The organism is Clostridioides sp. ZZV15-6598 (genome assembly GCF_020657705.1).
Lineage (GTDB): Bacteria > Bacillota > Clostridia > Peptostreptococcales > Peptostreptococcaceae > Clostridioides > Clostridioides difficile_F.
The window spans coordinates 39,986-53,074 of the sequence record NZ_JAGWCS010000016.1; the positions used below are offsets into that span (position 1 = coordinate 39,986).

Consider the following 13,089-nt stretch of genomic DNA (forward strand, 5'->3'; position numbering starts at 1 on the left):
CCTCTTTAAACATCATAACATTTTGACAAAATGTCAGTTAATTTATTCTTATATTCTTCATATTCTTGGCTCCCTCTAGCTCTAGGTCTTGGAATATCTATATTTATATCGTCAAGAATCCTTCCCTTATCCCTTGACATTACTATAACTCTATCACTCATATATACAGCTTCATCAACATCATGAGTTACCATTAATGCAGTTATTTTCTTTTTGGTCCATATTCTTTCAAGTTCTTCTTGTAAGTTTTGTCTCATTTGAAAATCAACTGCTCCTAGTGGTTCATCCATTAATAATACTTCAGGATTACATGCTAAAGCTCTTATCATAGCAACTCTTTGTTTCATTCCTCCAGATAATTGATGAGGAAACAGCTTTTCTTTCCCTTTTAAATCAGACATAACCAAAAGTTCTTCCAACATTTCTTCTCTCTTTTCTTTTGGTATTTTCTGCTGTTTCATAGGAAATAGAACATTGCCTCTTATAGTCTTCCATGGAAATAGAGCGTAGTTTTGAAATATAAAAGCTCTATCTATATCTGGTTTTTTAACTTTTTTATCATTTATAAAAACATCTCCACTTTCTGCCTTTTGAAATCCACCTATTATAGTAAGTAAAGTTGTTTTTCCACATCCTGATGGCCCTAAAAGACAAACAAATTGACCATTTTCTATATCTATACTTATATCTTCCAAAACCTTTGTATGTACTTTGTTATTTACAAATGTTTTATTTATATCTTTCACACTTAATTTCATTAATCTGCAAACCTCCATCTACAAAGGATTTTATTTATAAATTTTAGTACTCTATCTATTATAAATCCTATTAAGGCTGCAAATATCATAAGCCCAATTAATACATCTGTATGCATCAATGTCTGAGCTTGTACCATAGAGTAACCGAGACCGGCACTCGTAGCTATGAACTCGGCTCAGATAACAGACATCCAACCTGTACTTATGGCAATTCTCGAACCAGTCAATATATCTGGAAGAGATGCTGGTACTATTACATTTGCAAATATTACAATTGGTGATGCCCCCATACTTCTAGCAGCATTATAATAATCCTTTGATATTGCTCTTACACCTTGAATAGTATTTAAAATTATAGGAAAAACTCCTGAAAAAGCTATTAAAAATATTGTTGGGCCATCTCCTATACCAAACCATACTATTGTAAGAGGAACCCATGCCATTATAGGAACTTGTCTTACAGAATCTACTACTGGAGATAAAAGCTTTTCAAAAGTCTTAGAAAATCCCATAATAAATCCTATTGGAAGTCCAAACAATAATGCATACATAAATCCTTTAAGCACTCTTTGAAGTGTTATAAGTAGATTAGTCACTGTCTCTGCATCTGTCACACAGTAAAAGAAACCTTTTATTACATCTACTGGCATTGGGAGTAATAAAGAACTCCCTATATCTTTTGCTGCAAAATGCCAGGCTAAAAATATAATAACTAAGAGTATTATTTTATATAAAATATCCATACTACTTTTAGATTTTTTCTTAGCTATTCTATCTCCTCTATCTTTAGAAATTTTAATTTCCAACTTCTTATTTCCTCCATATCTATATTTCTTATATTCTTATACTCTTTTAATGCTTTCTTAAAAATAGTTTCATTCTTTAAATCATCAACACTTTTATTGTATAGTTTTATAAAATCACTATACGACTTATTTTTCTTAAACTCCTTATTCACAACTAATACATAGGTATCATAGTCCCCTAACTTAGCTGTAGATTTTTTTTCTCCTTCTAATCCAATTGCTTTTATACAGTCTATTACAACACCATCTACTAAATTACTTTCCAGTCCATATGCTAGTGCCGTACCTAATAATGGAGAAATTTTTATATTTTCATAGTATTTTTTTACTAATTCAGATTGATAATTTCTATTTTGAATTATTCCTATCTTTTGAGGATTATTCTTCTTTAATAAAAATATATCTGAATTTTGAACTACTGTACCAACAATTTCAAACTCACTAGTTGCATTTACATACTGTTTTGCTGCATCTTTACATATGATTGCTATATCTATTTCCTCTGAACTCAGAGCCCATTGCATTGTACTTGCTCAGCAATCATTAATTGTAAAAGTCTCCATTACATCACTTACTTTTATATTTTCAAAGTAATCTTTATTTATCATATAATTTATTACAAAACCAGAGGTATCATCAGATACCCCTATTCTTAATTTTCCTTTTATTTCTTCTTTATCTTCAAAATTAAAAAATATTATAAATATACTTCCTAAAATAATGATAAAAAGTATTATTATATTTTTTATTCTCTCCATTTATTTATAATACCTTTGCTTTCCAATCTTCATAGCTCATACCTTCTGGAAACTCTGGATTAACTTTTTCTTTTATAAACTTATCAAAATCGTCTGCCCCACAAGAATCTAATAAACTTGTATCAATTGTATCTTCATATTTAGGTATATCATCTAGTGCCTTTAAATCTTTATACATTTGTAAATTGTTTTTATATTCTTCTCCTGTAACTTTCCAAGTAAGAGTTCTTCCTTCTCCAACTGTCTTTTTATAAATAGTTCTAAGTGCAACTTCTTCTTCTACATTATAATATTTTGCAAATATTTTAGCTGCTTCTGCTGGATTTGTATATATATATTCTATTGCTTTAGTATGAGCTAAAACCAATTGTTTTGCTAAATCTGGATGCTCTTTTATAAAGTTTTTATTCAATGAGAATGAGCAACAGTTATATTCTTTATCATTAGCTTTTTCTTTATATTGAGTTGATGCTATTATTTTTCCTACTCCATCATTTTCAGCTACAGAACCCCAAGGGTCACAAGATGTAAATGCTTGTATCTTTCCAGTTTTAAGAGCTAAATATTTGTCTTTATCTGAATCCATATTTACAACTTCATATTTTGATGGATCAGTTGGTAATCCTGTTTCTGGTCCATAATCACTCGTCCACAAGAAATCACTCATATCTGTTGCAATTTTTTTACCTACTAAATCCTTAGGCTCTTTTATATCATTTGAAACTATTAGATATTCAGACCCACCTGTGTGATTATTTGCTGCTATTGTTATTGGTGAACCTTTAGGTATGGCTCCTACTAGCCCCTTTGTTCCTATATAACCAGCATCCATCTTTCCTGCTGCCATGGCTTCAGGAACTTTACCATTCCCAACAGTTTTTACATTAAGACCTAAATCTTTATATATTCCTGCTGCTTCTGCTACTGGTCCAGCTGTCATATGGTCACAATTATAATACCCTACTGTTATCGCATAATCATCCTTTCCAGCTTTTTTCCCCTCTTCTTTCGGTTTACTGCTACATCCAGTTAGTATAGATGCTCCCATTACACTAACTAAAATTAATGCTTGAATCTTTTTAGATACTTTCATTTCAATTACCCACCTTTTATGTATTATTTTTAGCAACACTTGTCCATATCTTCTCCAAATAAATCGACAAGTTTTTTACCCTCTACTCTATAAATAGCGTATCCTACATTGCCATTTTTAGAACCTGACACTATTACTTCTATTGGTGGCTTCTCATCAATATTTTTAAAAGTTATAGTTTGATTCTCTATAGGTGCTGGTATTGGTTTTGTTATATAATGACCATCTTTATCAGAAACTACCACTACCATTTCATTTGAATTATTACCTTTTTTATATATAACTACTAAATCTTTTTTTCCATCATTATTTAAATCTTCTTCAGCACAAGTTATTATATCTTCCCTATGATTTTTCTTGAAATATTTTAATGTTTCTTGATTTACATTTGGAATAGAGTCATTTTGTTTAAGGTTATCATCCACTACCCTTGATAAAACTATTAATGCAATTACTACACATGATATTATAACTACCTTTTTAAGCATGATTTCCTATGACCTCTTTCATCTTTGGTATTACTGCTTTAAGTGCAAATAAAATAATTAAAATAGTGCATATATATTCAAAACTATCTGGTATATTTAACATTAGTTTATTTGCTAATTGTATTGAAGAATTTGTTGTCTCTAAATTCACAGTATTGTTGTTTGCCAAAAGTAAATTTGTTATATAACCTATTATTATTGAACAGAGTGTCAGCGTAACTGAATATATAACAACAGTTCTTTTTCCAATAAGTTTACACATACTTATAAGTTCTGGTAAGTTTGTCGCTGCCCCAGCTATCAAAAATGTTATCGCTATCCCAGGAGATGCTCCACTTGCAACAAGAGCTGCTATAAATGGAATATGTCCTACAGCACACACATACATAACACATGCAAGTATTGATATACTTCCAAGAGATAGTAAACCTGGATTTCCTAAATATTTTTGAATTATACTATTTGGAAAAATTGTTGTTATAAATCCCGCAAAAAGCATCCCCATTATTACATATTTACTAATAGTAAGTGCTAACTCTCCAAAAGACCATTTAAGCCCATCAATCATATTTTCTATAAAGCTTTTCTTTTCTTCTTCTAATTCTATAGCTTCTTCATCTGAGTCATTTTGCAGAAATAATTCTTCTTTTCCAAAAGTATTCCCCAAAACGCCTACTAAAAATGGTACTAAAAATCCAGATATAAGATAAATGATTGTAATTTTAGGTCCCAAAAGACCTAAGCAAAGAACTACAGCTATTGGATTTATTATTGGAGTTGATGTCATAAAGGCAAGTACTGGCCCTAAGTATGCTCCCGAATAGTACATACTTATTCCAAGTGGTATTACACCACAACTGCAAATTGGTAAAAACATTCCTGAAATAGTGCTTTTAATCAAAGATGAAAACTTCTTATTTCCAAGTTGTTTTTGAAACCTTTTTGGCGTTAAAACATTGTGAAGAACTCCTGCCAATATAAAACTTATCATAAGCCATCCCGATGCCCCATTTAGTGTAACTATAGAAGCTACTACAGTGTTTTTCACTCCACTTAAAACAATTTCTATTATATTCATTTTTACTGCTCCTAATTTTTAAACTTTTAACTATTATTTATAGCTTCTACTATTGCCTTTTCGATGGTATCTTTATTTAATCTATCGTACTTCTTTTTTTGGTTTATTATTAATGTTCCTTTTGTTATGATTCCATACTTCTTGACATATGAGAAATCTTTACCTGCTTGGTAAAGTTTTACTTCTAATTTATTAGTATACTTCTCAGACATTTTTTTTATAAACACTCCATGCTCATCACAAGATGGTCAGGTATTTATGAATTCAACTAAAATTTTGTCCATTTCTCCATCCCCTACTCTAAACAATTTATCTTTTACTTAAAATAATCCACAGAAAAATTTTTCTATGGATTGTATACCTCAAGATTTTATAATGTTATAACTTGGTCCACACCTGCACCACCTAAACAAGCATATAAATTTGGGAAACATCCAATTGTAGCTCCATCGACCAAGTTATCCTCTATGCCTCTTTCTATAGCGCACTGGTCACAAGCCATTATTATCATATCTGTCTTTTCATGTAATTTACTTAATTTTTCTCCTACTGGATTACCTTTAGACAAAAATAAGGTATTATCCATAAAGAAAAACATCCCTAGGACATCTACTCCATGAGTTCCTTGTTCTAATTGTGGTATTATCATTTTGTCTAGAATTTTTTGTGTGTTAGTACTACTAAAAATATAAGCTACTTTCATTTTTATTCCCCCTATACTTTTTTTTCTAAATTTTATACAAAATTTTACATATGTAATTATATTATAAGTTTATTCGTATTTATCTGTAAAATTGATAATAACTATATTATGAAAGTTGTATATAGTATTTATCTATATTTATTTAATTATTTTTTGGTTATTTTGTCCTTTCAGTTAACTTTAATAAATAAAAAATAGATTACTTAAATTTATCTAACTTATTTAAGTAATCTATTTTTTATTTATCATATTATTAAATTAAACCTGTTTAATACTTTTTTATTGAATTTATTTTAATACTGTTTTATATGTTTCTTAAATTTTTCATACTTATATCAAGAGCTTTCACTGAGTGTGTAAGCGCTCCCACAGAGACAACATCAACACCAATTTTTCCTATAGATTCTATTGTATCTAAATTTACATTTCCAGAAAACTCTACAACTGCTCTCCCATTTATCATTTCTACAGCTTTTTTTGCTGTCTCCAAACTCATATTATCTAACATTATTATATCTGCTTTAGCTTCTATAGCTTCTTTTACCATCTCTAGAGTTTCCACTTCTACCTCTATTTTTCTGACAAAAGAAGTGTTTTTTCTAGCTAATTCAACTGCATTTTTAACACTACCTGCAGCTCCAATATGATTATCTTTGAGTAATATTCCATCAGATAAATTAAATCTATGATTACATCCTCCACCTACTTTTACAGAATATTTATCTAAAATTCTAAGATTTGGTATTGTTTTTCTACTATCTAATAGTTTAGTATTTGTACCTTCAAGCTTTTCCACATACATACTTGTAGCAGTAGCTATCCCGCTCATTCTTTGTAAATAATTTAACGCTACCCGTTCTCCCACAAGTAAGTTTCTAGTATTTCCAGTTAATACAGCTATCTTTTCACCATTATTTACCCTATCGCCATCATTTTTATACAATTCTATCTCTACATCTCCAAGTATTTCAAAAACCCTTTTAAACACACCTAAACCCGCTATTATACCATCTTGTTTACAAATTAAATCTACAGTAGACTTAGAATTTTCATCTACAATAGAATTAGTTGTTATATCCTCACTTGGAACATCTTCTATTAAAGCATCTTGTATCATTTTATCAATAATCAAATAATTCATCGCCAAAATCCTCACTTGTTCTTTCGATTTCTTTTATAACTAATATTTTATTCTCTTCCTTTACCTTTTCTACATCCACATCTATATCTGGTACATCTATAAACTTCACTTCTATACTCCCTATAACTGAGTTTATATTTTTAGCTGCTCTTTTTGAAAATACAAGACCTTCAAGTAGTGAATTGCTTGCTAGTCGATTAGCTCCATGAACACCCGTACAACTAATTTCACCTACTGCATATAGATTTTCCATAGATGTTTTTGAATCTAAATCAACATGTATACCGCCCATGAAATAATGTTGTGCAGGAGATACTTTTATATATTCTTTGGTTATATCTGTTCCTCTATTTAAACACTCATTGTATATAAAAGAAAATCTATTGATTAAATACTCACTATCTAAGTGTGTTGCATCTAAATACACATAAGGTAAATCATCTCTTTCCATTTGTTCAAAAATAGCTTTTGAAACTACATCTCTTGGAAGAAGTTCATCTACAAATCTTTCTTTATTTTTATTTAAAAGCTTAGCCCCTTCTCCCCTTAAAGATTCAGATATAAGCATCCTTCTACCTTCACTATTTTCTTCATAGAAAGCTGTTGGGTGTATTTGAATATATTCTAAATTTTCTATTTTAATATTATTTCTTAATGCTATAGCAATTCCATCACCTGTAAGATGTCTTTGATTGGTAGAATTTTTAAAAAGTCCACCAATTCCACCTGTAGCTAAAACTACTACCTTTGAAAAGATATGAATTTCTTTTTGAGACTTAAAAATTCTAGCTCCTATACACTTATTACCATCTTTTAATATATCTAAAAGATAAGCATCTTCTATAAGGGTTATGTTTTCCCTAGTTTTAGCTTCTTTCAATAGCGTCTTAAAAACAACCTCTCCTGTATTATCTTTGCTATGAACTATTCTATTTACGCTATGAGCTCCCTCTCTTGTATAATCTATCTCTCCATTTTCTTTGTCTAAGGGCATACCATAGTCTACTATTTGACCTACATTTTCTATAGATTCATCTGCAAGAACTTTAACTGCTTCAACCTTATTTTTATACTGCCCAGCCTTCATTGTATCTTCTACAAAAGATTCTATATCATCAATATTTCTAGCAGTTGAAATTCCACCTTGTGCAAGATATGTGTTATTGTTTTCAATTGTAGATTTTGATACTACTAGTACATTTAAATTTTTATCCAAATTTAATGCACAATATAATCCCGAAACACCACTTCCAATTATTAAAACATCCTGTTCTAAATTCATAAGTCTATCCCTCTATCCTTCTGCTAATCTGTGCATATTAAGCAGTGAATTTAAAGCTTTTTCCATAATTTCAGCTTCTACAATAACTTCGTTTTCCATATTTTTAAGAGTACTATATAAATTCTCTAATGTTGTTTTTTTCATATCTGTACATAGTATTCTTCCACCAGGAATATAAAAATTTTTATTAGGATTGTTTTTCTTTAATTCATGTAAGATACCCTCTTCAGTTGCTATTATAAAATCTGTATTTTTGCTGTTAGTCGCATATTTTATTATTCCTGATGTACTACCTACATAATCCCCTAAGTCTCTTATTTCTTTTTTACATTCTGGATGTACCAATACTTCTGCATCTTTATACTTTTCTTTTAATTCAATTATTTCTTCAGCTTTTATATTGTTGTGATATTTACAATATCCATCCCAAAATATAAATTCTTTATTAGGGAATTTTTCTGCAATATATCCTCCTAAGTTCTTGTCTGGAAGGAATATAATTTCTTTATTATCTATGTTTTCTAATATTTTAATTGCACTAGATGATGTAACTGAAACATCACAATGTGCTTTAACTTTAGCTGTAGAGTTTATATAACATACAACCAAAGCATTTGGATACTGTTGTTTTAGTTTTATCACGCCTTCTTCATCTACCATATCTGCCATAGCACACCCAGCGTTACTTACTGGCATCAATACAGTTTTTTCAGGTGATAATATCTTAGCACTTTCTCCCATAAATCTCACACCACAAAATACAACCACTTCTTCTTTACAATCTCTAGCGATTTCACTTAAGTAATACGAATCTCCAACTGCATCTGCTAATTCTTGTATTTCTGGTGGTTGATAAAAATGAGCAAGTATTATTGCATTTTTTTCTTTCTTTAGCTCTTTGATTTGATATGTTAAATCTTTATCCATAATTGCACCGCTTTCTATATGTACTAGTGTATATACACCTGTAAATTCATTATATCACTTGACTATTTTTTCTTCAAGAATTTTAGACCTCTTAATATTGTTAAGATATAGACACTTACACTATCAATTAATTTATCATTTTTTTATATCTATTTAAATTATTTTTTTTGTATTTTTTAATTTTTTGTAGAATATTATCAGAATATTTTTTATATTCTTTCTTGCTATAATATTGAAAATTTTTCCAAATACATGTATACTAAGTACATGATTATGTATATGTATTTATTTCTGAAATTATATTAGTTTTAATACTTTATAGAATTTGTAAGCACTTTAAGGATAAAATCTTATAAAAACTTACACATTCAGACAATATGTATACAGAATCCAAAAAAATTTTATAAATGGGGTGATGTTATGACAACGTTCTTAATTGGTTTGGCTATTTTACTAATAGGAGGTGCTTTATATGGCGCTTATTGTGAAAAAGTATTTGGCCCAGATGACAGAAAAACACCTGCACTTGCTCAGAGTGATGGAGTAGACTATGTTCCAATGAAAAAATGGAAAAATAGTCTTATTGAGTTGCTTAATATAGCTGGTACAGGACCGATTTTAGGACCTATACAAGGTATTTTATTTGGTCCTATTGCATTTATACTAATTCCTATTGGTTGTGTATTGGGGGGAGCTTTACATGACTATATGAGTGGAATGATTAGTATAAGAGAAAAAGGAGCACAGATGCCTTCTCTTATAAGCAGATTTTTAGGTAATAAGGTCTTTCAAGTTTATAATATATTCCTTTGCCTATTAATGCTTTTGGTTGGTGCAGTTTTTATTTATACACCTGGCGATTTGGTAGTTACTCAAATTTTAAATATGAAATCAACTATCAATAATCCAGTCGTTTGGATAGTTTATGGAATCATCTTTGTATATTATTTATGTGCAACACTATTTCCAATTGATAAAATAATAGGAAAAATATACCCAGTATTTGGAGCCATTCTACTTTTATCTGCTGCTGGTGTTGGAATTGGAATATTTACACAAGGTTATGACTTAGCTAATTTAAGCCTAGCAAACTGGAAAGGCATCCATCCTAATGGAATTCCTCTTATCCCTACATTCTTTGTTACAGTTGCTTGTGGTATTGTTTCTGGATTCCACTCAACTCAAGCTACTCTTATAGCAAGATCAGTTTCAAATGAAAAAGAAGGTAGAAGCACTTTTTATAATATGATGATTTTAGAAGGTTTAATTGCAATGATTTGGGCTGCAGCTGCTATGGGTATTTACAACAAAGGAATACCTAGTGAATTAATAGGTTCTCCTGATGTAATAGGTTTAGTTGCTAGAGACTTACTTGGTTCTGTTGGTGGTATTATAGCTATAATAGGTGTTATTGTTTTACCAATAACTTCTGGAGATACAGCTTTAAGATCTTTAAGATTAATGCTTGCAGATTACTTCCATTATGACCAAAAAGAAAAGAAACATCGTGTTATATTATCAATCTGTATATTTATTCCTGTTATAGCCATCCTTATATTTGCAAAACTTAGTGCTTCTGGATTTAATATACTATGGAGATATTTCTCTTGGAGTAACCAAACTATTGCTATATTCGCCTTTGCTATGATTACAGTTTATCTTATAATAAAAGAAAAAAATTACATCATAAGCTTAATCCCAGGTATGTTTTATTCTTTTGTAATTTCTAGTTATATATTCAATGCTCAAATTGGATTTAACTTAAGTATAAATATATCATATATTTTAGCTACCATTTTTACTGTTTTATATGCAGTTTTAACTGTATACTATGGCAGAAAACTAAAAAACAAAACGGATACAAATTTAGCTAGCTAAATATAAAATATTATTAGATTTTTATTAAAACTTTTAATTTTAAATAACTCAATAAAAAAGAGGCTGTCTCAAAATAGAGATTAGCCTCTTTTTTATTAAATACATTAATAAATAAACAGCTATCTTTTATTGGAATATTTATCCTATATATCTAATATAAATAAATAAAAGATTTAAAATAATCTACTTGTTTATATACTCAAAATAATTTTTTGGAGGAATACTTATGAATAATAAATTACATGAACTAGAAAAAAATTTACCAGAAACATCTTGTTCTTTTTGCACACACCTTTCATTGAAGGGGCCCAGCCTAGATTACAGATATGATATTAAATGTGTTATTTCAGATACCAAACCTGATTTTAGAGGATGCTGTGAATATTTTGAGCCTGAGTATACAGACTTAAATACAGGAGATTTAGACAATCTATACATAAACTTTCTTGAGACATGCCTTAAGGTAAAATATAATGATTATATTAATTCTATGTACTGGAAGTTGTTTAGAGAAAGAACTTTACTAGAAAATAACTTTAAATGTTCTATATGTGGTTCAACTGAAAATATTGATGTATATCATGTTAATAAAAATTTAGGAAGAGAAACTTCTGAAGATGTAATTGTTAAATGTAAGAAATGTAATTGTAAATAAGTGTATAAAATTTAAATAACTTCACATAATAAGTTTAAATAAAAAACTTAGGAGGTTATTTATGAAAAATAATAATTTAAATTGTGACGCTACTAACTGTGCTTATAATACTAGTGGATATTGCTATGCTGGTAGCATAAAAGTAGATGGAATGCAAGCAACTACTACAGGAAATACTTATTGTGCTTCTTTTGAAGACAAATATACATCTGGAATAACTAGTCGTTCTAATGACACTAACCAAGTTGATACAGATAATATTCATTGTGAAGCTGTAAAATGTAAATACAACAAAAATGAACTTTGCAAAGCTGAAAAAGTTCATATAAACTCAGGAAATGCAAGTTGTGAAACTTTTGAAATGAAATAATTTCATTGATATTTAACTATATAGTGTTTATAAAAAATAAAATGGAACCTATAAAACAGACACCTTTTAAAAGATATCTATTATTATAGGTTCTTTTTTACAATTAAATCATTATGTATTAGTAAATTAATGTCATATAAATTATCATCTTGAGGTAAACTTTACACCAAATATATCCATAAGGAACATAAATATTGGAACTCCAATTAATAATCCCCATACTCCTAAATAATGCTCTCCCACAAGTAAAATAATGAAAACAAAACAAACTGGAAGTTTTGTTCTATTTGACATCAACTTAGGATTTAATATATATGTTTCCACTGCATGCACTATACAAATCATAGCCAAAACGCCAAATACTTTTGCTATCCCTCCTATATTAAGGGCTATTACTGTTAATGGAATTAGAGACACTATAACTCCAGCTACAGGAATAAGACCCAAAACAAATATCATAAGCCCTAAAGCCCATATTTGAGGAAAACCCATAAATCCTAAAAAAATCATAGAAACAATAGAATTTATAAATGCAATCATTACTTGTACTTTCATTACATCTCCAAAATTTTTCACAAAACTTTTTCCAAAGAATACAAGAGAATTATAGATAAAAGAAATCTTACTTTCTGCAAGTTTATTTCCAAATTTTTTAATATCATTTTTTTCAAGTAAAAGCAGTAAACTCAGTAAAAAAGCTAGTAATATATTTATCCCAAAACTTCCAACTTTAGTTGCTGCTGATGCTATTAACAATCCTGCCTGTGAAATATATTTATTAAAATCCAACTTTGAAACAATAGGATAAATCTTTGGTCCTAAAGATTGAGCAAATTGATTTACATCAAAATTACTTAAAATCCTGCTTAACTCTGTAAGTTGAACTATAATTATTGGCACAACTGCATAACTAATCAATACTAATAATATAGCAAATAATGAATATAATACTATAATTATCAATGAATCAGGAACATATAAAGAAAATAATTTCCTAATTCTTTTTCTTATGGAAACTAATAAATTATAAAAAACAAAAGTCATTATAAATGTTAAAAGCACCATATTTAACATATACCAAAATGTAATTAAAATAATCACTACCACAGATATAGAAACAATCTTATATTTTGAACTATCAGATGTCAATTC

15 protein-coding genes are annotated in these 13,089 nt (G+C 29.0%); 3 read left to right on the forward strand and 12 right to left on the reverse strand.

The genetic code is table 11. From position 1 onward, the window contains the following. Window positions 1-5: 5 nt before the first annotated feature. From saoA to nadA, 11 genes are all read right to left on the reverse strand, one after another. Window positions 6-758: an ABC transporter ATP-binding protein SaoA gene (saoA, locus tag KGF50_RS05100; protein WP_227847096.1), complete on the reverse strand. Its 753-nt coding sequence runs from the start codon at window positions 756-758 to the stop codon at window positions 6-8. Further along, window positions 758-1,564 (reverse strand): ABC transporter permease subunit SaoP, encoded by an 807-nt coding sequence (gene saoP / locus KGF50_RS05110; RefSeq protein ID WP_255654767.1) that lies wholly within the window; start codon window positions 1,562-1,564, stop codon window positions 758-760. The genes saoA and saoP overlap by 1 nt, the downstream gene beginning before the upstream one ends. Further along, on the reverse strand, window positions 1,525-2,322 hold the full coding sequence (saoB, locus tag KGF50_RS05115) for an ABC transporter substrate-binding (seleno)protein SaoB (protein WP_255654768.1): 798 nt from the start codon (window positions 2,320-2,322) through the stop codon (window positions 1,525-1,527). The genes saoP and saoB overlap by 40 nt, the downstream gene beginning before the upstream one ends. A gap of 4 nt (window positions 2,323-2,326) precedes the next feature. After that, complete coding sequence (gene saoX, locus KGF50_RS05125) at window positions 2,327-3,415, reverse strand: ABC transporter substrate-binding subunit SaoX (protein ID WP_227847099.1); 1,089 nt, start codon at window positions 3,413-3,415, stop codon at window positions 2,327-2,329. Between the two features lie 29 nt (window positions 3,416-3,444). Continuing rightward, complete coding sequence (gene saoC / locus KGF50_RS05130) at window positions 3,445-3,903, reverse strand: Cys-Cys-COOH (seleno)protein SaoC (protein ID WP_227847100.1); 459 nt, start codon at window positions 3,901-3,903, stop codon at window positions 3,445-3,447. Further along, window positions 3,896-4,981 carry an efflux transporter SaoE gene (gene saoE, locus KGF50_RS05135; RefSeq protein ID WP_227847101.1) on the reverse strand — a complete coding sequence of 362 codons (1,086 nt, stop codon included), beginning with the start codon at window positions 4,979-4,981 and terminating at the stop codon, window positions 3,896-3,898. The genes saoC and saoE overlap by 8 nt, the downstream gene beginning before the upstream one ends. A gap of 26 nt (window positions 4,982-5,007) precedes the next feature. Then, window positions 5,008-5,265, reverse strand: a complete 258-nt coding sequence (gene saoT, locus KGF50_RS05140; protein ID WP_255654769.1) for a thioredoxin-like (seleno)protein SaoT — start codon at window positions 5,263-5,265, stop codon at window positions 5,008-5,010. 86 nt (window positions 5,266-5,351) lie between these two features. Then, a complete protein-coding gene (gene saoD / locus KGF50_RS05145; protein WP_227847103.1) occupies window positions 5,352-5,684 on the reverse strand; it encodes a DsrE-related protein SaoD in 333 nt (110 codons plus the stop codon). Between the two features lie 304 nt (window positions 5,685-5,988). Continuing rightward, on the reverse strand, window positions 5,989-6,825 hold the full coding sequence (gene nadC, locus KGF50_RS05150) for a carboxylating nicotinate-nucleotide diphosphorylase (protein WP_227847104.1): 837 nt from the start codon (window positions 6,823-6,825) through the stop codon (window positions 5,989-5,991). Further along, window positions 6,806-8,107 (reverse strand): L-aspartate oxidase, encoded by a 1,302-nt coding sequence (locus KGF50_RS05155; protein ID WP_227847105.1) that lies wholly within the window; start codon window positions 8,105-8,107, stop codon window positions 6,806-6,808. The genes nadC and KGF50_RS05155 overlap by 20 nt, the downstream gene beginning before the upstream one ends. 12 nt (window positions 8,108-8,119) lie before the next feature. Continuing rightward, window positions 8,120-9,034 carry a quinolinate synthase NadA gene (nadA, locus tag KGF50_RS05160; protein WP_227847106.1) on the reverse strand — a complete coding sequence of 305 codons (915 nt, stop codon included), beginning with the start codon at window positions 9,032-9,034 and terminating at the stop codon, window positions 8,120-8,122. 420 nt (window positions 9,035-9,454) lie between these two features. Here nadA and KGF50_RS05165 point away from each other — a divergent pair, with 420 nt between their 5' ends. From KGF50_RS05165 to KGF50_RS05175, 3 genes are all read left to right on the forward strand, one after another. Continuing rightward, entirely contained in the window at window positions 9,455-10,912 is a 1,458-nt protein-coding gene (locus tag KGF50_RS05165) for a carbon starvation CstA family protein (protein ID WP_227847107.1), read from the forward strand. A gap of 226 nt (window positions 10,913-11,138) precedes the next feature. Further along, window positions 11,139-11,567, forward strand: coding sequence for a hypothetical protein (locus tag KGF50_RS05170; RefSeq protein ID WP_227847108.1), 429 nt, complete (start codon window positions 11,139-11,141; stop codon window positions 11,565-11,567). A 61-nt stretch (window positions 11,568-11,628) separates the two neighbouring features. After that, complete coding sequence (locus KGF50_RS05175; protein ID WP_021385244.1) at window positions 11,629-11,937, forward strand: DUF1540 domain-containing protein; 309 nt, start codon at window positions 11,629-11,631, stop codon at window positions 11,935-11,937. Between the two features lie 144 nt (window positions 11,938-12,081). Here the strand turns inward: KGF50_RS05175 and KGF50_RS05180 are convergent, their stop codons facing one another. Further along, entirely contained in the window at window positions 12,082-13,086 is a 1,005-nt protein-coding gene (locus KGF50_RS05180) for an AI-2E family transporter (protein WP_227847109.1), read from the reverse strand. Between the last annotated feature and the right edge of the window lie 3 nt (window positions 13,087-13,089).

Excerpts from the sequence above, each read along its gene's own strand:
- KGF50_RS05170 (WP_227847108.1), top strand. The coding sequence starts at position 11,139 with ATGAATAATAAATTACATGAACTAGAAAAAAATTTACCAGAAACATCT.
- nadC (WP_227847104.1), bottom strand. The coding sequence starts at position 6,825 with ATGAATTATTTGATTATTGATAAAATGATACAAGATGCTTTAATAGAA.
- nadA (WP_227847106.1), bottom strand. The coding sequence starts at position 9,034 with ATGGATAAAGATTTAACATATCAAATCAAAGAGCTAAAGAAAGAAAAA.
- KGF50_RS05165 (WP_227847107.1), top strand. The coding sequence starts at position 9,455 with ATGACAACGTTCTTAATTGGTTTGGCTATTTTACTAATAGGAGGTGCT.
- KGF50_RS05175 (WP_021385244.1), top strand. The coding sequence starts at position 11,629 with ATGAAAAATAATAATTTAAATTGTGACGCTACTAACTGTGCTTATAAT.
- KGF50_RS05155 (WP_227847105.1), bottom strand. The coding sequence starts at position 8,107 with ATGAATTTAGAACAGGATGTTTTAATAATTGGAAGTGGTGTTTCGGGA.
- saoA (WP_227847096.1), bottom strand. The coding sequence starts at position 758 with ATGAAATTAAGTGTGAAAGATATAAATAAAACATTTGTAAATAACAAA.
- saoE (WP_227847101.1), bottom strand. The coding sequence starts at position 4,981 with ATGAATATAATAGAAATTGTTTTAAGTGGAGTGAAAAACACTGTAGTA.
- saoC (WP_227847100.1), bottom strand. The coding sequence starts at position 3,903 with ATGCTTAAAAAGGTAGTTATAATATCATGTGTAGTAATTGCATTAATA.
- saoX (WP_227847099.1), bottom strand. The coding sequence starts at position 3,415 with ATGAAAGTATCTAAAAAGATTCAAGCATTAATTTTAGTTAGTGTAATG.
- saoD (WP_227847103.1), bottom strand. The coding sequence starts at position 5,684 with ATGAAAGTAGCTTATATTTTTAGTAGTACTAACACACAAAAAATTCTA.